Raw genomic sequence first — 19,193 nt, 5'->3', positions numbered from 1 at the left:
AAAAAGAGCCTGTAGCTCTTTTTGTTAGTTAGCTAAACACTAAATTGCGCTTTTAAAAACGTTGCCGTGCGGCTATGCTCAGATTGAGCCACATCTTCTGGTTTACCTTGAGCAACAATTAAGCCGCCTTCGTCCCCGGCTCCTGGGCCAATATCAATAACCCAATCGCTGTTACTGGCTACTTGCATATCGTGCTCAACCATAATAACGGTGTTGCCGGCATCAGCTAAGCCATTTAACTGCGTCATCAACATGGCTACATCTTTTGGGTGTAGGCCGGTGGTTGGTTCATCTAAAATATACAGCGTATCGCCGCGCTGCGCACGTTGCAGCTCTGTGGCAAGTTTAATGCGCTGGGCCTCTCCGCCCGAAAGCTCAGTAGCAGGTTGGCCTAAACGTAAATAGCCAAGGCCTACTTGTAAGAGCGCATTTAGCGCACGTAAAATAGCAGGCTCATCGGCAAAAAATGTATGCGCTGACTCCACCGTTAAATTAAGCACATCGGCAATGGTTTTATCTTTATAGGTAATGTCGAGTGTTTTTTGGTTATAGCGCTTAGCGTTACACACAGGGCACGGCGAATACACGCTCGGTAAAAATAACAGCTCAATGCTTACAAAACCTACGCCTTCGCAGTTGTCGCAACGGCCTTTTTTCACATTAAACGAAAAACGACCTGCATCGTATTTACGCGCTTTTGCCTCTTTGGTATTGGCAAACAATTTACGTACGTGATCGAACAAACCAGTGTAAGTAGCAAGGTTTGAGCGAGGCGTGCGGCCAATGGCTTTTTGATCAACCGTTATTAGGCGCTTTATATGCTCAAGGCCCTCGGTAATTTTGCCATGGGTTGGTGTTTGGAGTTCTTGATCAAGCAAGTCGGCTTCATCGGTAGGCATTGGCGGCGGCGTTTTTTGTCCTAAAGCATCTTGAATAAGCTCGACTAAGGCTTGGCTTACTAAGCTTGATTTACCTGAGCCAGAACCCCCCGTAACACTTGTAATAACCCCAAGCGGAAATTCGGCACTGATGTTGTGTAAATTGTTGCGCTCAATACCACTTAGCTTAAGCCAGGCTGCGGGCGTACGTTGTGTTTGATGATTTGGCTTTGCGTTATTGTTATGCTTAAAAAGATGCTGACTTGTATGTGAGTTGATCACTTGCTCTAAGCCTTCAACTGGGCCGCTGTAAACAATATTACCGCCATGCGAACCCGCATTTGGCCCTACATCAACCACCCAATTGGCGTGGCGAATTACACTTGTATCGTGCTCCACCACAAATACTGAGTTACCAGCCGCTATTAGTTCATCTAGGGCGCTTAAAAGTGCTTGCGTATCGGCTGGATGTAAACCTGCCGAAGGTTCATCTAGCACATACACAACACCAAATAATTTTGAGCGAATTTGCGTTGCAAGCCGCAAGCGTTGTAATTCCCCAGCTGATAACGATGGCGTAGTACGCTCAAGCGATAAATACCCTAAACCAAGCTTAGTGAGTGCTTCTACGCGTTTGATAATGTCGCTTGTGATGCGCTTTGCCACAATGGTTTTTTCGGGGTTGGCTGCGTTACTTTTAGCGGGGTTATTGGCAGCAATGCTGAGTTTTTCTGCCAGCTCGCCAAGTGTTAACTGCGAAATTTCGCCTATATCAAGGCCTGCTACTTTAACCGATAACGACTCTTTTTTAAGTTTTTTTCCTTCGCACTGTGGGCATTGTGATATTTGCATATACTGCGACACGCGCTTTTTTGTGCGCGGACTTTGAGTGCTCGCAAACGATTGTAAAACAAAGCGTTTAGCACTTATAAATGTACCCATGTAGCTGGGGCTTTCTTCATTTTTAATAGCCGCTTGGGTTTGCTCAAGCGTGTACTCGGGAAACACGGGTACTGTGGGCGTGTCGTCGGTAAACAAAATCCAATCACGGGCTTTTTTGGGCAGGGTATTCCACGGTTTATTAATATCGTAACCTAACGAGGTAAGAATACGGCTTAGGTTTTTACCTTGCCAAGCTGGCGGCCATGCTGCAATGGCGCGCTCTTTAATTGATTTAGTAGGGTCGGGCACTAACAGCTCTTCGGTTACGTTAAATACACGGCCAATACCATGGCACTCTGGGCAGGCGCCTTGTGGTGTATTTGGCGAAAACGCATCGGCATACAGTATACCTTGCCCTTTGGGGTATTCGCCCGCGCGTGAGTAAAGCATTCGCAGCGCGTTAGAAATAGTGGTTACGCTACCGACCGATGAACGTACCGAGGGTGCGCCACGCTGTTGTTGTAATGCTACCGCGGGTGGCAGCCCTTCAATCGAATCTACATCAGGCTCATCTACTTGGTCTATTAATCTGCGCGCATAAGGCGATACCGAATCAAGATAACGATGCTGTGATTCGGCAAATAATGTTCCAAAGGCGAGCGATGATTTACCCGAGCCCGATATACCAGTAAAAACAACAAGTGAATTACGGGGCAAGTTTACATCCACATTTTTTAAGTTATGAACACGCGCGCCTCGTACTTGAATGCTGTGCTCTGGGTTTAATAAAGCCGATTGCGCATTACTAACCTCATGTGAATTTTTAGGTGTGGTTGCCATGTAATTTACTCCTGTTTAATAACCATGTGTTTATTAACGTGCCGCAAAGTATTAATACTAATGGGGTGTCACTGAATGAGCGCTTAGTTAGTTTACTGAGCGTTTAATAGAGTGTTTACATAATAGGTAAAAACTGCGAGTATAAATTTCAATCAATCAAGCAAAGTCGAAATTTAAAAGGACGTTTAATTGTGGCAAAAATTGTCGTTAGCTTTTTATTTTTATTAGTACTTTGCGCCAATGTGTGTGCAGCGCAAAATAATGTACTAAACGTTGACCGAGCCATACCAAATAGCATGCACTTGTCGTTTCCAAACGATAATAATATAACGCCTAAAAAGTCTGACTTTTCTATTGCAAACTATGTACTTATGAGCAACGAAATAGGAGAGCGTTGGGCGGTTATTACCCTTACTAATTTAGCCTCTGGTAAGCGAGAGCTTAATCAAGAACACGTATTAGCGCTGTTTGCAGATGGCAGCAGGCTAACACCAAGTGAATTTAAATTAGGCTTTAAAGGCAATCAAACACAGTCGGTAACGGTATCGTTTACTGAGCATACGTTTCCTATTTTAAGTGTGTATACCAGTAATGATCAGTAACATGTTTTTAGATAAGTTAAATATGTAGCAATTGCTTTAGTTTATCGGCACCGGCTCTGCTGGTGCTTAGCTCAGATTTAATATTATCATTTACAATCACCATTAGCTTGCCGTTAAACCAACGCTGTATTTCTTTAATGTGGTCAACGTTAACCAAATAACTTCGATGAATTCGTACAAAATTATGTTCTGCTAAAGCAAGTTCAAGCTGATCGAGCGTATCGCTTAAATGATGAAATGTATCGCCATTCCACGCCAAACTATTGCCTTGCTCCGATTTAATAAATTTAATGTCACTTGGGGAGAGTAAAAATATCCGCTCACCGTTTTTACTAATGAGCTTATTTATGGTGTTTTTGGTTAATGTAAAGGTTTGCTCGTTGGGTTCATGATTGACTAGCGTATGGGCACGTTGTTGCTCTAGTTGCTGCTGCGCTTTAGCGAGAGCTTTTTTTAGCCTAGCAATAGGAAAAGGTTTGAGTAAGTAGTCAGTTGAGGCCTGCTCAAAAGCTTCAATTGCAAATTGGTCATACGCGGTTGTATAAATAATAATGGGCTGGTAGTTAAGTAAATCAATAAGCTCTAAGCCATTGATTTCAGGCATTTGTATATCAAGTAATACCACATCCGGAGTTAGCTCATTAATTAATGTTATGGCCTCTTTGCCATTTGTGGCCATACCCACTACTTCAACATGCTCCATTAAACTCAATTGATGGCTTAATTTTTCGCGAGCGGGAAGCTCGTCATCGGCAAATAATACGCGCATTTTAGTTACTGTATTTGGCTGGTTTTTGCTGCTCATAGTGTTAGCTCCAACGTAACCACTGCACCATTATTATTGCTCAGTAGTACCTTACTTTTACCAAGTTGTTTAACGCGCTTGAGTATGTTTTTCATTCCTACACCACTGCCATGGCCGTGTTTTATTACCTCGCTCGAAAAACCCTTACCGTTATCGCTAATTTGTATTTTAACGCCGTTAGGTAGCTCACTAAGCGTTATATTAAGTATTAACGACGTTTGTTTGGCGTTATGTTTAATGGCGTTTTCAATAATTGGTTGAATAAGTAGCGGGGGCAGCGATATGTTTTTAAGCGTATTGGGAATGTGGTAATTAACTTTGAGTTTATCGCCAAAGCGGGCTTTTTCAATATTTAGGTACTTTTCTATTATTGTAAGCTCTTGCTGTAAAGGTATTTGTTGTTGCTCTGCGGTGTCGAGGGAATACCTTAAAATATCAGCCAGTTCATGCAGTACTTCATCGGCTAAATCAGGGTTTGTATGAATATAAGCCGAAATTGTATTTAAGCTATTAAACATAAAATGTGGGTTTAGTTGGTAGCGCAATGTAGCAAGTTGCGCTTGTTTAAGCGCGTGTTTTTCGGCTGTTGCGCGTTTTTTGTTTTCAATAAAAATACTGGTAAAGTAAATACACGAGCCCCAAAGTAAGCCGTTAAAAACAACAAACACCCCCATCGATTTGTGCCCATCAAAAAGCTGTGTGAGTACTGTATCGGTAAGCACATTACCAAGTGCCATAAATACAACTGCAATTAACCATTCAAACGCTATTTTGTTAATGTGTTTATTGCGCAGGTAAAAAATAACCGCTGCCGCACTCCAAACAGGAACCCAGTAAAAAGTAACAAACCACACGGTAGCAGCGAGTGCACTACCCGCAGTAAAGGGCGCAGAGTCAGCAATTATGAGCCCAAGGGCATAAGCAATATCTACAACAAGTAAAATAAAAAAGCTGTATTTATAAAAAGGATGTTTGAGCATAATAGATGCTTCTTTTTGTAAGTGATTAAACCATAACAAAAAACAGTCAAAACCCAAAGAGTTTGTGTTTTGACTGCTACTCTTTTAAAAGTAAGTTAGCTCTTTGATTTGTAGTGTGTTTTTTAATGGCTCATTACTTGCGCCTGGCATTTTTCGCCACATTAAGTTAACCCCAGTTAATTCAGTGGCCGACCACGTAACGGGGCTACCAAAGCCAAATTGTTTAAATGTAGTGAAAGGAATATCAAGCGTTGTCCACTCATCGCGCGGTTTTAAAAGTACACTAAAATGATCCCAATCTTTTACATCACTATGATAAACAGACAAGGCAAAAGGCGTGCTTGAACCTTTATAAGTTAGTCGAATACCTTTAAATGATGAGGCATCAGCCGGCGATGTAAATTTTATTTCAGCGCCTGCCCATGCGCCAAAGCTGGTTGGCTTTGTAATGGTTGCATCAATAGTTAAGCTGTTTTTATTTGTGGTAAGTGTTGCCACAGACTGACCACCCATTACCGAGTCGCTCAAGGTTTGCCATGGTGTATCACCGGTAAAATCATCAATAACATGTTGCGCTTGGCTGCTTTTTATTGCTTCATTACAAGCGGGGCCTTGGGGCTTTATAGCCTTGTTTTGCGCAATTAAGGCTGGGCGGTCTACTTGTATACCTGATTTGTAAACCTCTGATATGGTGTGAATGTGGTTTATATCATCAAGCGGGTTTTGCTTAAGCAGTACAAAGCTTGCCTCAAAGCCATTAGCCAGCTTGCCAATGCTCTTGGCTTTATTAATCGCTTTTGCGCCGTTAACTGTGGCTGCATTAATTATTTCACCATTTGTTAAGCCTGCTTTTTTAAGGGCATCTAACTCGTTGTGTAACCCAGTACCGTGCAGCGTGTAAGGGTTTCCGGCATCAGATCCTGTGCCTATAGTAATATTAGCTTTATGTAGCTTTTGTATATTTGCATAAGCGGTTTTTCGCTCCTCCCACGCGTGCTCTTTCCATTTTGAAGGTGCAGGCACGTTGTCAAACAAACACCCTTGAAGCTTTTCGGGAATGGTTTTTAGTAACTCGCTTTGTGAGCTTATAGTATGGTTATGCTTTTCATCGCTATGGTTATGATACACCGCAAGGGTAGGAATATAGGTTACATTATGCTGTTTCATTAGCGTAATAGATTCATCGTCAATCGCTTCGCTATTAATACCGTGCGCTAGAGCCGTTGCACCGGCTTTAATAGCGCGTTTACCATCATTCAGTGTAGAAACATGCACAAAATACGGTAAATTAGCCGCTTTAGAGCGTTTACCTAGCTCGCTTAATTGGCTATCAGTTAACGATTTACCCACACCGCCAAAGGTTTCTATAACTGCTTTAGTTACATGTGGATTAGTGCTTATATGTTTTTGCCATAGTGCTGCTATGTCTTCATCTTTTGCAATTTCGTATGCGTGGCCGCCAAACTGCGTGCCATGCCCACCAGGGTTGGTAAACAAAGTACCCGCATAAAAAAGGTTAGGGGTTAGTTGGGCTGCTTTTAATTGAGCGGCTTCGTTTAGGGTTTGCTCAAACGAAAACAAATCAACAATATTAGTTACGCCTAAATACAAATTAGAATTAAAGTGCGATTGAACCGGCAAATACTGAAACTCAGTAAAGTTACTGCCCGATGAACCCAAATGTACATGTAAATCAATTAAACCAGGTATTGCATATTGGTTGTTAGCATCAATAGTTTTATCTGCGTTTTGTAGTGGATCAGTCGCTTTAGTAATACTTACTATTTTACCCTCGTCAATATACAGCGAACTCGGCGCAGAAAAACTTTGCGAGCTACTTTGGTATAAGCGAATGTTGTCGACCCGCAGGTCAATGGCATACGCACTAAAGTGGCTTGTCAAACTCAGTGCTATAACTGTTTTTGTAATAATGTTCATGACTATATTCCTTATCAAAATAGGTATTTGGCGTTTTGTTGATAAGAAATTTAGCGAGCTTTTTAACCTGCTTCATTAATGTTTATCTGAATCGACATTATTTGCAGTTGAACCGACACAAAAGTAAATAAGCGTTGTGGTGGAGAATTCAGGTTAACTAAATTTAGTTTTTTAATTAACGATAGGTTTCATCGACGGTTAAACCTATTTTAAGACAAAGCTTTAAATTTGATCAGGTTTGATTGGTTTTTAGGGGCAACTATGAGCCATTTACAGACGCTTAAGAGTTATAATGACGGAATTCAAGATTTGTTAATTATATTGAAAGCTCTCCGAGTTTCAATTAGAAAAATTCGTACTGAACTAAAAACTCAAAACCTGATTTCAGTAATCAAATGTATTAATCAATTCAACTCTTATATTTAACAATTAAACAATTTTCGGTAAGTGACACGATGGTTCTAATTGCTTAAATGAATGACGGTCACTCAAATGGCGCTCACGCCTTAAATGTACTTGGTTAAACGAAGTCCTTTTTTAATCATGAGATTCAGCTTTTCAAAATCTGATTGAGGTAAGCGTGATAAACGGTCAACTGACTCAACTAAGAGGTTTTCACCGTTGATAGCACTTTGTTGCTTCGTAGAGGCTCTTAAATACATGTAGTTCTAATAATTTTTGCAACACAATGTATTGACCTTAGCGTAGTTACTGTAGTTTAATGCCTTTATTATGTAGAGATACATTTGTTAACTTTTTGTTTCTGTACGTTGTTTTATTGGAAAACTCGCAAATTAAGGGATTAAAAATGTTTAAAGTTAAAGCGTCTATTTTATCAATTACCGTATGTTCAGTACTAATTTCAGGTTGTAACTCTACACCCAAAAACAACGCTTCAGAGATGGGGATGAAAATACCTTCGTGGGTGTTGAACCCTACAATTGAGAGTGGCTTAGTTGCTTCATCGTGCGTTGTCGCATCAAATAGTTTTGCGATGGACAAAACAGAAGCAACGACGCAAGCACGTGCTGAACTTGCAAATCAACTTGATACTCGTATTGCTTCATTACAAGAGCAGTATTCTGAGAAAATTACTAATCCAGATGAAACCGTATCAAAATCAAAATTCTTAAGCACGACGACTCAGTTTACCGAGCAAGCATTACGTTCATCAAAAGTTATTAAAGTTGATTATGCACAAATGGCTGATCAGAAAAACTTATGCGCTTTAGTGACAGTAACTGAAGAAGGTGCACAATCACTATTTAAACAAGTAATGAAAAAGGCACCGGTTAAGTTAAGCCCAGAAAATGAAACTTTACTGTATTTAAATTTCACTAAAGCTGAAAACGCACAATAGTTGTTAGGACAAATATAATGACAACAGAAATGGAAAACAGTGATGCTGAACAGCAACAAGGCGTAAAAAATAAATCTCTCTATGAATATTTTGTCGCTATTGCCTTAGGTTTAATGGCAATAGGGCAATGGGGTGATACTAAAGATATTGCGATTGAAGCTTGGCAGTTAACGCTGTCAAAATTCACCCATAAGTATGAATATGAATCGCTAAACCATGTAAATGTCGGCAGCAACTTAAAATATATCTCAACACATTTCGGTCAGCCAAAGTTAATTAAAAAAAGTAAATATCATGAAAATTTAAACTTTGCGTATTACCTTGAAAAAAAGTTTATTCTAACTTTAATTTTAGAAGGTGACAGAGTAAACGCTTATACCATTACTGGTTTAGTTGACGACTTTGTTCCTTATGGGTTACTTGATAAGCGAGAAAAAGAGAATACCTTATCGATTGCTGATAATTATACTGAATTTCAAGACTTTACATTAGATTTTAACAATGTTGAGTTCTTACTCGTGAAAGAAGAACTGGGTAAAGAAAAACTGTTTGTCAATCAATATTTTGGTGCTGTTGGTTATGAGCAAAATATTAATGCTTCAAAAGCCGAGTTCAAAGGCTTATATGAAAAGCTTAATATGAATGATGAAGCCCCAAGTTTATTGGCAGACGTTAAGCGACTTACTAAGCAGGTGAGAAACAACTTTTATGGTGTTGGTGAAGTGAGTTTGTCGATAGTGGCAGATTCAGTATTAACAGACTTTGAGTATTCGTTGTATTACAAAAAATAAGGATATTTTTTATCATGGCTTTAAAGCGAATCTTGTCATTAGCACTTATTATCTGTGCGACATCAGCAAGTTCAACTGCTTATGCGGTGCAAAATGATTTTGCCGATTTTAAAAAGAAATACCAGAGCAAGCACAAAGAATATACAGATGACTACACCCAACGTTATGAAGTTTATAAAAAAGAGCTAATTGAAAAGTGGGGTGTCGCAGAGCTAAGCTCAGACACAGAATATGTTACTTATTCTAATGATAAAAGTGTTAAAATCATTGCTAATTTTGAAAACGACACTATCGAAGTCAATATTCAACGTGATGATCAACAAGGTCAAATCACGCCAGAAGAAGAAGAGGTAATGGTACGCGATGCTATTATGGAAGCGCTCAATGTAGCCCCTAAAGCGGCTGCTAAACAAAATGTTGAATTTGCTTTTACGCCAGTGAAAAATCCTCAAACTGCTTTAACCCTTAAACCTAAAAAACTAGCGAAAAAGGTATCTTCAAAACAAGATACCTTGTTAAAGCATCTTGGAATTAATGACGGAAAAGAGCTAAAGGCCGCCTTAACTATGGTTGAAGAAGTTCCGGCAGAAAAACAACAAGCGATAGTTGTTGCCAGAACAGAAAAAAGGCTTTCGCAACAAATTACTCAAGTTGAACAGTTTGTTGAACGTGAAGAGCTTCCCCTGAAACAAAAAAAACGAGCTCAGCGTAAAGTTGCGGAGTTAAACAGTCAGCTGAATGAATTAAATCAAAGGCAAGATATTCTAACGAAGAAAAATATAAAGTCTTATAAAATTCAGCTAAAACGCGATCGCTTTAATAAAGCTGAAAAGTATTTATCTCAAGTGGCTATGCAAGCTAATCAGTGGAAGGTTGATCAAGAGGTTTTACTTGCGATTATGGAAACCGAAAGCCATTTTAACCCTATGGCTAAATCACACATTCCTGCTTACGGTTTAATGCAAATAGTACCATCTACTGCCGGCGCTGATGTAAATAAGAAAATATTTTCCATCAACAAAAACCCGACGCCAGAGCTTTTATTTAATGGTACAAAAAATATTGAATATGGCAGTGCTTATTTCAACATTTTACTGACCCGCTACTTGAAAGAAGTTGAAAACCCAACAAGCCGTATGTATTGCGCAATTGCAGCTTACAACACAGGTATTGGCAATTTAGCGAGAGCTTTCAATAATGGTGAAAGAGGTCGCATGAAAGCAATAAATAAAATTAATAAAATGACACCAGAGCAAGTGTTCGAAGTAATTAAAACTAAAACCCATACCGAAACTCAGCGTTACCTGATCAAGGTTGTAAATAGTACAAACTATTTTGCAGAGCATATATAGGGAAAGGCTATGTTTTTACGTTATATAATTACTGCTTTTATTGGCTTAATCACTTGGAACAGCTTTGCATTAGATGTGCCTGTGGATAACAAGCAATTCATTTATGGATTAGGTACTGATGTAACCTACGGGCAGGCCCAAAAATCAGCGATGGCTGATATTGTCATGAAACTATCAACCCGGATAACAGCTAAATCTCAAATTACCCAAACGAAAGAAAACAACCAAACGCAAACACGTGCTACTCAAAAAACTGAGGCGGTTAGTCGTGGTATTGAGCTGCCGAATGTTGAAGTAGTGGCGAGTGAAGAAAAACTAGGGAATTGGTATGTTCTAGTGCGTGCTGAACGTAAGCTAGTGCAACGCTCTATCAAGCATCAACTGGTAAATTTAAATGATGATCTACTTTTCGCTTTAAAAGAATTTAAAGGTAAATATACGCCATCATGTTTCTATGCGCTTTCTGATGAAGCGAGTAACAAAGAAAAGTTGAATGAGCTCATTCCTGCTTATGTTGGCTCTGGTATTAGCGATGGTTCAGAAGATGAGTTTTATCAGACCCTTAATACCTTCGACCGTACGTTTAAAAAGTGTAAAAAACGTAATCGATACACTTTAATTTTTTCAGAATTGGTTAGTTCTGAATTTAAAAGATCAACAATAAAGTTTTTAAAAAACAATGGCTTTTATGTTGTTAGCAGTGGTGAAAATACTGGTGTTGTGCAATTCAATATTAAGAAAAAACAGACACTAGCCTATAAAAGCCATCTCACAATTTTAAATACTGAAATCTTAGTTTTCGATGAAACTGACACTTTGAAATATCAAAAATCATTCAAAGTTAAAGGTTCTTCGTTTGAGTCAAAATCTCAGTCTTTAGCAAGAGCTGAAAAAAGCTTATTAAAGAAAATAAAATTAAATAATTGATAAAAGGGAATTAACAAATGAACAAGAAAAGTCTTTTAGTTAGCATGGTAGTCTCTTTAACCATTACAGCTTGTGTTTCTACTCAGCCACCAGCTGCATTACCAACATTTCCAGATGTTAATATTGGCTCTTTACCGGGTACGCCTGATGATATAAGTAGTATTCGAAGCAGTAAATTACTCGTTGCTCAAGGCACAAAAGCAGATGTGCCAGAATATGTGCAAACTTTATTTGCTGATAACATTCGAGAATTCGTTATTGATAGTGGCTCAGAAGTTATTGATCGCCAATTGGCACAGCGTTTTATTGATGAAATTCAACTAAAAGAAAACTTAGCTGAAGACTATGATGCTTACGAAGGGCCGGTAGAAGCTAAGTTCTTAGTTATCCCAACGATTACAAGTTACTCTTGGGGTAGTGAATATGAAAAGTCTTATACGACTAAAAATAAAAAAGGCGAGAGCACAAGACATCCTGATGAATGTGATTACACAGGCCGAGCAAAAGGTAACATCCAAATTCGTTCATTACCTTCAATGCAGCAAATTTTATCTGTTAACTTATCAGCTCTTAAGACTAGTTCACAGGAGAACCCGTCTAGTCGGAAATGCAATGACAACGGCATGGTAAATGGCGTAATTAAAGGGGCTATTAGTGAGTTACTTGAAAAAGGTGATGACGATTACGTAACTTTAAGCAAATATGTAGGTTCACAAGGAATAGTTACTGGTGCTAAGCAAGCTGAAGGTAAAATATATTTTGAAACTAACTTAGGTCGTATACACGGTGCTAAAGCAGAACAAGCTGTTGCTATTTATATAGAGATGGACGGGGAGTTAGTTAAAATTGCTGATGGCGAATTTGTGGATAAAGACAATATCTTTAATCGAAAGTCATTTATAGCAATTGAAGAAGAGTACCAATCACGTATTAAGCGCGGAATGATCGTTATGCTTTCAGGTGAGTGTACAAACATGTTTTGTTCAATAGACAACACAATAAACTCCACTATAAAATCTTTACAAAAATAACAGTTATGATTGTAGTAGATATCCTATTGTTATGAAAAGCAAAGAAGAGATTTTAGCTTTTATTAAACGGTTATCCCCGCTTCAGCGGGTAATCATTCAGGCTCATGATTTTCCTGATCATGATGCTATTTCTTCTGCATATGCATTATCAGTGTTGCTGTCTCACTATGAGATCAGCACTCTGATTGTTTATAACGGAGAAATTGACCGAATTTCACTTTCTAACCTGATTCAATGGTTGGAAATTCCTATTTATCATTGCTCACAAGTAAGGCTAAACCCGTCAGATAAAATCATTAATGTTGATGGTTGCATCGGCGAGAAAAATGTAACAGACGTGCCGGGAGATGAGATTGCAGTAATAGACCATCACACTGTTAAACCCAGCAAATCATTTTGGTTTGAAGATATTCGTAGTGATTATGGAGCCACCGCGACTATTATCTGGGAATATTATCAGTTACTTGGTATTAAAATGTCGATACAGGTGGCGAGTGCGTTATTAGTAGGATTAAATGTTGATACCGCGAATATGACAAGAGGCTTCTGTAAAGCTGATATTAAGGCTTTTGTTTACTTAAATGCTCGCTCAGATTTAGCCTTTGTTAATCGTGTATTGAGAAATACCTTAATGCAAGGAGAATTGAGAAATTTTGAGCTCGCGTTTAGAAATTTGTCTGTTAATGATGGTGTTGCCTCTGTGATACTACCTGAACCATGTCCTAAGAATATGCTAGGTATGCTAGGAGATTTTCTTTTATCCGTTAACGAGTTTGATGTTGTTATTGTTGCGGTTAAACAAAATAATGGTTTACAACTATCGTTTCGTTCTGAGTGCCAGAATGTTGATGTTGGGAGGTTAGCAAGAGAAACCTTAAATAATACCAATAGAGGTTTTGGTGGCGGACATAGACATATGGCAGGCGGCATTGTTTTACCTGAATATATAAGCATGTTCACTGAAAAAAATAACCATTTTAAACCATTCATAAAAAAAATTAGTGAATGGCGCGCTTAATTATAAGAGGGAAGTATGGAAAAACTTTTTGAATCAATGCTTTGGAATAGCCGAATTGTACTCGTTTTTGGTGTTATCTCATGTATGGTGACTGGTGTTTCTTTGATTTGCTTGGGCTTATATGAAGTTATTCATCTAATTTCAGCTTTATTTGATTATTTAATTACTCACTCAAGCAATGTAACCCGCGACAATATTATTCTTTTTGTAGTTGAAATTTTAGATACGTTTCTGCTGTCAGCTATATTATTTATCTTTGCTTTTGGTTTATACGAACTGTTTATTAGTCCAATAGAAAATTCACGGCAGCACACGTCAAAAGCTTATGAGATTAAAACAATAGATCAGCTAAAAGCTAAGCTTGGTAAAGTTGTTATCATGTTATTGGTGATTAAGGTATTTGCTTACCTTGTGGAAATTAAACCTCAATCTATGGCTGAACTACTATACTTAGCCATTATAGTTTTATTAGTAGCGATAAGTTTATGGCTTGGTCATGCCGATATTAAGCGATCTAATTAAGTTGTAGTAAACGTTTACTATAAATGTTTTGCACTTTAAGGTGTAAATTTTATCTTATGATTTGAAACATAACACAACCTTTTGAATTTTTGGCCTTAACTTTTCGTTAGTGTTCGACTTTTGAACAATCAAGTTACATTACGTCTGTTTGAGGCTGAGAGTTCAACCGAAGAATGCAATGCTATCCTTATTATTAGTTAAAGGAACGTTTGCATGAAACAGAGAAAGCGTATTTATAATAATGCAGAACAAAGAAGGTTAATTTGGGATCGACATTAGCATGGTGATAGTGCGGATGATATAGGAAGATTATTTGGACGATACCATTAATCTATATTAGGTATTATCCATAAAACAGGCGGCGTATGGCCGTTTGCGCTGAAACGCTCACAAGCAACATGAACTCTTGCACAACGAGAAAGCATTTCATGAGTGATGGCAGCAAGTAAGTCACTTCGAGAAATAGCGAAATATCTGCAGTGTTATAAAACAATTGAGCTACATAAGATTCCTGGAGTAAGGATGTAATGCCAATAAAAAGGATACAAAATTAAAAGAGTTGTGTAATTTATTGGCTATGGTTCGGAGCTCAAGCTTTAAGCACATAAGAAAATACAATAGGCAAAGTCAGCTTCTGGCACTTTCTAGCCATTCGACAACATATAATGTAGATAATAATTAGCAAGGTGTTTTACTGTGTCGGATGGCGCTTCGCTTATCCGACCTACACTTACACAAGTCGCTTATTTGGATTCTGCCCTGCTCAAAATAAAACGCTTATTAAACACGAATACCTTGGCTTAAAAGGTACTCCACAGCTGTATTAGTGTGGGGTTTAAATGCCTTCCAACGGCCAATGGCTTTGTTGTTAAGTGGTTGGCGTACTTGTACTTTACTAGCCGTAGAGACCGGTGCGGTGTTTAAGTGAAAGTCTATACATTGTGCTTGCCATTCTAAATTACAAAAGCTGACTAACTCTTTTATTTGCTGCTCGGGCTTTGCGACCAATTCTTCGTATTTTACTAATTTTATATTGCTGTGCAGGGCGCTAAAGTGCTGCATGAGTTTGTAAAAGCGGTTGTAAAATTTGGCAGTGTCGAGTAAATCGAGCGAGTACGCGTAGTAGGGGTTATTTATTGTAAATAGCTGGCGGTAGTTACCAATGCAGGTGTCCATAGGGTCGCGCAACATACAAATAATTTTAGCGTTTGGCAGGGCTTTGGTAATTAAGTCGATATAAAAAAAGTTAAACGGGAGTTTATCTATAAAATGTTTATGGCTACCGGTGGTTACGCGAGTGGCATTTAAATACGTTGTCCCAAGTTGATTAAAATCAAGCTCATATGCCTTAGTGAGTGTTTGAGTATCGAGTACATGCGGTGTTTGAGTTTGGCTTAATTTTTTAACGCTTAGGCCAAAGTCTTGTAATTCACCGGCTGATTGTACGTCGCTGTGGCTCGATAAAATACGCTCAACCAATGTGGTGCCAGAGCGGGGCATACCTAATACAAAAATAGGCTCTTGCGTTGGGCTGCCGTGTGTTAGCGCGTGTTTATGCTGCTCACTTAAATGTTTAATGTGTTCAAATAACTCAGTTGAGCTTTTATGATCAAAAGGCTGCATAGCGCGTTTAGTGGCTTTTCCTTGCTCTAGGCTGTTAAACGCATCACCAAACTTGCCCATGTCTTGGTACTCTTTTGCAAGTGCGTGGCCAATGTGTAATTTTGCATCGGGGTGTGTTACTTGCTCAAAGACGTTTTTTAAGCGTTCAATATGGTTAGTTTGCAGCGTCGCTTTGGTTAAATCGCTTAATGCGAAATGGCTTGCGTGGTGCAGTGAATTTAGCGCAATGGCGCTTTCAAAGACATTTTTGGCTTGTTCAAATTGGCCTAAAAATTTAGCGCTTACCCCTAAATTATAATAAAACTGAGGTTGCGGTTTATTTGCATGGTTAGCCAGTTTAATAGCGCAGTTAAAATAGTTTAGTGCCTCTTTGTGCAGGCCTGCTTGTGTAAGCGCTACACCTAGGGTGTCGGCATCAAGACTCTTTTTTATTTGCTCAACGGGTATCGCTAAAGCGGTGTTTTTGGCTTTGGTAAGCTCACCTGTTAATGCGTAACACTTTGCAAGCTGCGCGGTGTATTCAATGCTTTTACCAAGGCTAAGGGCTTTTTCTATTAGCTTTATAGCTTTGTGAATTTGCCCTACGCGTAAATTAACCATGGCCAGTAAAAAGTAGCCATCGGCAAAGTCGCTTTTTTGAGTCACTAATTCAACGAGGGCTTTATGGGCACGTTGTATATTACCTTGGTTTAAATACTCAATGGCGCTTTGATGGAGGTGCTTTAAGTTTGGCTGCATGATGGTTGTTTTATTTATGTGTTAATAAAGAAAAAAGGCTCAAATAAATTTGAGCCTTATAACATTGTTTAAAAGTGACTATAAATTATATTTCAAATTTGTAGTTAAATTTAACGCCTACCGTAAGCGGGCGATTAATATAGTGGCCGTAGTTACGTTGTATGTCGGCGCCATTTGCTGATGTTATGTCTGCATCTGAGCGACGTACTGATGTAAATGCATATTTGTTGAATAGGTTATCAACATAAAGAGTTGTTGACCACTCATCGGCTGTTAACTTAGCAGAAATATTACTTAAGCTGTAACCTGGCAGGGTTTCGCCATTGTCATGCAAACCTACTTTTGAAATTACATCACTTTGTGCGGTTAAACCGTAGTTAATATCAAGGGTTTTGTCGTTAAACACATCTGTTTGATAGTTTACACCCATTGAGAACTGATGCTCTGGCGAGCCCGGTAAACGGTCGCCGTCTTCTGCGCCATCGGTGCCATCAGCATTAAACAAAAATGGTGCGTCTGATGTTAGCTCTGCTTTGGTGTATGCGTAAGTTGCATAAACCGAGAATGAGTCAGATAAAATCGCACGGGAAGAAATTTCAATCCCTTTTGCATTTGCGCTGCCTGCGTTTGAAAGGTACGTTAATTGGCCTACATCTGTAGCGCCTGTAATTTGTGCATCATCCCAATCTATGTTGAATAACGCGGCATTAAAGTGTAGTTGGCTTCTAAACCAGGTACTTTTAAAGCCTAACTCGTAGTTTGTAGTAGTATCTGCATCAAAAAGCCTTTCGTCAGCGTTACCACATCCTGTTTGCTGGTTTTCAGGGATAGGATCAGGGCAAACAGCTAGAAGGTTGGAACCGCCAATTCTAAAGCCTTCACTTACTGTTACATAACCCATTACTGAATTAGTAAACTGGTATTTAGCATTAAATTTGAATAAGTTACCGTTATCGCCTGCTTCGTCTTTTTCGTAAGCAACGGTGATTGCATCAGGGTCTGCATCGCCATAAAGTGTATTTGCAAGCGGGAAGTCAAATGCTGCTTGCGCCTCTACATCGTATTCGTAAAAACGTGCACCAATGGTAATATCTAATTTTTCGGTAACTTGGTAGCCAACTTCGCCGAATAGCGCAGACTCAGTGACTTTACTTTTTGTAAGCTCTAAGTATTCTAATGAGTCAGGTCTTAGCTGAGCGCCACCAAAGTTATCGATAGCAAATTGGTCAAACCCAGGCGTAAACTCTCTACTTGATGCTTCGGTTTCTGTTTTGTTGTAAAAGCCACCCACAATCCAGTTAAAGTCGCTGTCGCTTTGCGATACTAAACGAAGCTCTTGCGTGAAGGTATCTTCTTCGTCAATTTCACGTGTGTATGATGAAAACGCAGGGAACTCTTCATAACCGTAATCTAGGCGGATAAGTAAATCGGTTTGGTCACGTTGGCCGTCGGCATCAAAGCTTGAAATACCGGTTGCCGATACAAGCTCTGCAAAACCTAGGTCGGCTTTTAGCTCAAGGCTTAATAGTTGATCTTCTTTTTCGCGCGGCTCTTCATAACGATAAGCCGACTCGTATTTACCTACAATATCGCTTAAACCGTTATCGTCGTTTAGGCTGTTGTAATGAACAATTGAACGGCCTTCGCTGTCTTGGTTTTGGTAAAAGTAATTAAGTGTCCCTTCAAATGTTTCGCTTGGTTTCCAACGTACAGAAATACGCCCTGTGGTAGTTGTTTCGCCGTTAGCATCTTCAACATTTTTAATATTGTTGTTTACTTCTTCGGCGTTGCTCCAATCAGGATCCGGTAGCGATACACCTGGCTCACGCACTGTGTAAGCATAATCAATAAAGCCTGGGTCTTCGTATACGTTTAAGCTTGCACGTACTGCCAGTTCATCTTCAATAAGTGGCAGGTTTACTATAAAGCCGCCTTCGCCGCCTAACGAGTCACTTTCTTGGGTTTGAAACATATCGCCAAATATTTCTACCGTTGTAAAATCAAGCTCTGGCTCTTTAAGCATGTAACGAATTGCGCCGCCTAAAGTACCAGCACCATAAAGGGTACCTTGTGGCCCGATAAGTACTTCTACACGCTCTATGTCGACTAAACGCATATCAACTGACACTGGAATCTCATTAACGTATGTGGCTACGGTGCCGCCATCTGATGATGGACCCGACGAGTTAGTGTTTAAACCACGTACTATAATTGGTGAGCCTGAGCGACCACCTTGATCGGTAATTGTTAAACCAGGTACCCAACGCGCTACATCGGCTAATTCGCCAATGTTTTGATCTTTCATTACATCGGCATCAAGTGCGGTAATGTTTAGCGGTGCATTTTGTACAGATCCGCTGCGTCTTGTTGCTGTAACTTCGATTACTTCGAGTGATTTGTTTTTAGCGGTGGTTTCTTGTTGTGCCACAGCCGAGTTAGAAAATAAAAATGCGCCAGATACAGCGCTCGAAATAGCCAAGGTTAGCAAGCTTGGTTTAAACATAAAAAGTGATCCCCAGATTCAAAATTTAACACCAGTTAATATAAGTTAATCAGTTTATCAGGGAGTTAAAGTAGTGGGAATATTAAAATTGAATTTTAATTCACTTTTTTGGAATAAATATAGCTGGTTGCACAACAAAAAATTATATAAATATGTATAACATCCAAGTAATTGGCTAATTAAGGTACAAGGAAGCATATTTTACTCGTTGAGCAAATGTAAATAGCCATTCATTTTAGTGAATGTATTAATACGGTTAAAAAACCTATAAGACCCTGTTGAATGTTTTGCTCAACGGTATTTATTCTCGTTTTGACACTATAAAAGTGAAGTTTGATCCCCATTAACCCTTCATACCGTAAGCTATAGCATTTCGTACTAAAGTACGCGTATTTAAGGAATA

Annotated in this window: 14 protein-coding genes and 1 pseudogene; 9 read left to right on the top strand and 6 right to left on the bottom strand. The window is 39.1% G+C overall.

Annotation, left to right across the window (positions count from 1 at the left end):
• Positions 1–32: 32 nt before the first annotated feature.
• Entirely contained in the window at positions 33–2,600 is a 2,568-nt protein-coding gene (gene uvrA, locus PSI06_RS09505) for an excinuclease ABC subunit UvrA (RefSeq protein WP_273605013.1), read from the bottom strand.
• A 191-nt stretch (positions 2,601–2,791) separates the two neighbouring features.
• Between uvrA and PSI06_RS09500 the strand changes: the two genes are divergently transcribed.
• A complete protein-coding gene (locus PSI06_RS09500; RefSeq protein WP_054981758.1) occupies positions 2,792–3,202 on the top strand; it encodes a hypothetical protein in 411 nt (136 codons plus the stop codon).
• Between the two features lie 16 nt (positions 3,203–3,218).
• On the opposite strand, the gene PSI06_RS09495 is transcribed toward PSI06_RS09500, so the two are convergent.
• Genes PSI06_RS09495 through PSI06_RS09485 form a run of 3 tightly spaced genes read right to left on the bottom strand, consistent with a single transcriptional unit; the run spans position 3,219 to position 6,925 of the window.
• Positions 3,219–4,007 (bottom strand): LytR/AlgR family response regulator transcription factor, encoded by a 789-nt coding sequence (locus tag PSI06_RS09495; RefSeq protein ID WP_138684743.1) that lies wholly within the window; start codon positions 4,005–4,007, stop codon positions 3,219–3,221.
• Positions 4,004–5,044, bottom strand: a complete 1,041-nt coding sequence (locus PSI06_RS09490) for a sensor histidine kinase (protein WP_337944061.1) — start codon at positions 5,042–5,044, stop codon at positions 4,004–4,006. The genes PSI06_RS09495 and PSI06_RS09490 overlap by 4 nt, the downstream gene beginning before the upstream one ends.
• A gap of 27 nt (positions 5,045–5,071) precedes the next feature.
• The gene (locus PSI06_RS09485; RefSeq protein WP_273605012.1) at positions 5,072–6,925 is read right to left on the bottom strand and encodes a CIA30 family protein; all 1,854 of its coding nucleotides are present in this window, start codon (positions 6,923–6,925) and stop codon (positions 5,072–5,074) included.
• A gap of 808 nt (positions 6,926–7,733) precedes the next feature.
• Between PSI06_RS09485 and PSI06_RS09480 the strand changes: the two genes are divergently transcribed.
• From PSI06_RS09480 to PSI06_RS21675, 8 genes and pseudogenes are all read left to right on the top strand, one after another.
• Complete coding sequence (locus PSI06_RS09480) at positions 7,734–8,285, top strand: hypothetical protein (RefSeq protein WP_273603638.1); 552 nt, start codon at positions 7,734–7,736, stop codon at positions 8,283–8,285.
• Between the two features lie 17 nt (positions 8,286–8,302).
• On the top strand, positions 8,303–9,076 hold the full coding sequence (locus PSI06_RS09475) for an ETEC_3214 domain-containing protein (RefSeq protein WP_273603637.1): 774 nt from the start codon (positions 8,303–8,305) through the stop codon (positions 9,074–9,076).
• Between the two features lie 14 nt (positions 9,077–9,090).
• A complete protein-coding gene (locus PSI06_RS09470) occupies positions 9,091–10,428 on the top strand; it encodes a transglycosylase SLT domain-containing protein (protein WP_273603636.1) in 1,338 nt (445 codons plus the stop codon).
• A 9-nt stretch (positions 10,429–10,437) separates the two neighbouring features.
• On the top strand, positions 10,438–11,355 hold the full coding sequence (locus PSI06_RS09465; RefSeq protein WP_273603635.1) for an LPP20 family lipoprotein: 918 nt from the start codon (positions 10,438–10,440) through the stop codon (positions 11,353–11,355).
• Positions 11,356–11,372: 17 nt separating this feature from the next.
• Positions 11,373–12,386 carry a hypothetical protein gene (locus tag PSI06_RS09460; protein WP_273603634.1) on the top strand — a complete coding sequence of 338 codons (1,014 nt, stop codon included), beginning with the start codon at positions 11,373–11,375 and terminating at the stop codon, positions 12,384–12,386.
• 31 nt (positions 12,387–12,417) lie between these two features.
• A complete protein-coding gene (locus PSI06_RS09455; protein WP_273603633.1) occupies positions 12,418–13,404 on the top strand; it encodes a DHH family phosphoesterase in 987 nt (328 codons plus the stop codon).
• Positions 13,405–13,419: 15 nt separating this feature from the next.
• Positions 13,420–13,926, top strand: a complete 507-nt coding sequence (locus PSI06_RS09450) for a YqhA family protein (protein ID WP_273603632.1) — start codon at positions 13,420–13,422, stop codon at positions 13,924–13,926.
• A gap of 213 nt (positions 13,927–14,139) precedes the next feature.
• Positions 14,140–14,355, top strand: a pseudogene (locus PSI06_RS21675) (IS30 family transposase); the annotation flags it as partial.
• Positions 14,356–14,706: 351 nt separating this feature from the next.
• On the opposite strand, the gene PSI06_RS09445 reads toward PSI06_RS21675, so the two are convergent.
• Positions 14,707–16,287 (bottom strand): tetratricopeptide repeat-containing sulfotransferase family protein, encoded by a 1,581-nt coding sequence (locus tag PSI06_RS09445; RefSeq protein WP_273603631.1) that lies wholly within the window; start codon positions 16,285–16,287, stop codon positions 14,707–14,709.
• Between the two features lie 85 nt (positions 16,288–16,372).
• The gene (locus PSI06_RS09440) at positions 16,373–18,790 is read right to left on the bottom strand and encodes a TonB-dependent receptor (RefSeq protein ID WP_273603630.1); all 2,418 of its coding nucleotides are present in this window, start codon (positions 18,788–18,790) and stop codon (positions 16,373–16,375) included.
• Between the last annotated feature and the right edge of the window lie 403 nt (positions 18,791–19,193).

Source organism: Pseudoalteromonas sp. GABNS16E (assembly GCF_028598715.1).
Classification (GTDB): domain Bacteria; phylum Pseudomonadota; class Gammaproteobacteria; order Enterobacterales; family Alteromonadaceae; genus Pseudoalteromonas; species Pseudoalteromonas atlantica.
This window is presented reverse-complemented; position numbering and strand designations above follow the sequence as displayed.

Coding starts and splice junctions, on each gene's coding strand:
- uvrA (WP_273605013.1), bottom strand. CDS start 2,600: ATGGCAACCACACCTAAAAATTCACATGAGGTTAGTAATGCGCAATCG.
- PSI06_RS09495 (WP_138684743.1), bottom strand. CDS start 4,007: ATGAGCAGCAAAAACCAGCCAAATACAGTAACTAAAATGCGCGTATTA.
- PSI06_RS09485 (WP_273605012.1), bottom strand. CDS start 6,925: ATGAACATTATTACAAAAACAGTTATAGCACTGAGTTTGACAAGCCAC.
- PSI06_RS09480 (WP_273603638.1), top strand. CDS start 7,734: ATGTTTAAAGTTAAAGCGTCTATTTTATCAATTACCGTATGTTCAGTA.
- PSI06_RS09475 (WP_273603637.1), top strand. CDS start 8,303: ATGACAACAGAAATGGAAAACAGTGATGCTGAACAGCAACAAGGCGTA.
- PSI06_RS09470 (WP_273603636.1), top strand. CDS start 9,091: ATGGCTTTAAAGCGAATCTTGTCATTAGCACTTATTATCTGTGCGACA.
- PSI06_RS09465 (WP_273603635.1), top strand. CDS start 10,438: ATGTTTTTACGTTATATAATTACTGCTTTTATTGGCTTAATCACTTGG.
- PSI06_RS09460 (WP_273603634.1), top strand. CDS start 11,373: ATGAACAAGAAAAGTCTTTTAGTTAGCATGGTAGTCTCTTTAACCATT.
- PSI06_RS09455 (WP_273603633.1), top strand. CDS start 12,418: ATGAAAAGCAAAGAAGAGATTTTAGCTTTTATTAAACGGTTATCCCCG.
- PSI06_RS09450 (WP_273603632.1), top strand. CDS start 13,420: ATGGAAAAACTTTTTGAATCAATGCTTTGGAATAGCCGAATTGTACTC.
- PSI06_RS09445 (WP_273603631.1), bottom strand. CDS start 16,287: ATGCAGCCAAACTTAAAGCACCTCCATCAAAGCGCCATTGAGTATTTA.
- PSI06_RS09440 (WP_273603630.1), bottom strand. CDS start 18,790: ATGTTTAAACCAAGCTTGCTAACCTTGGCTATTTCGAGCGCTGTATCT.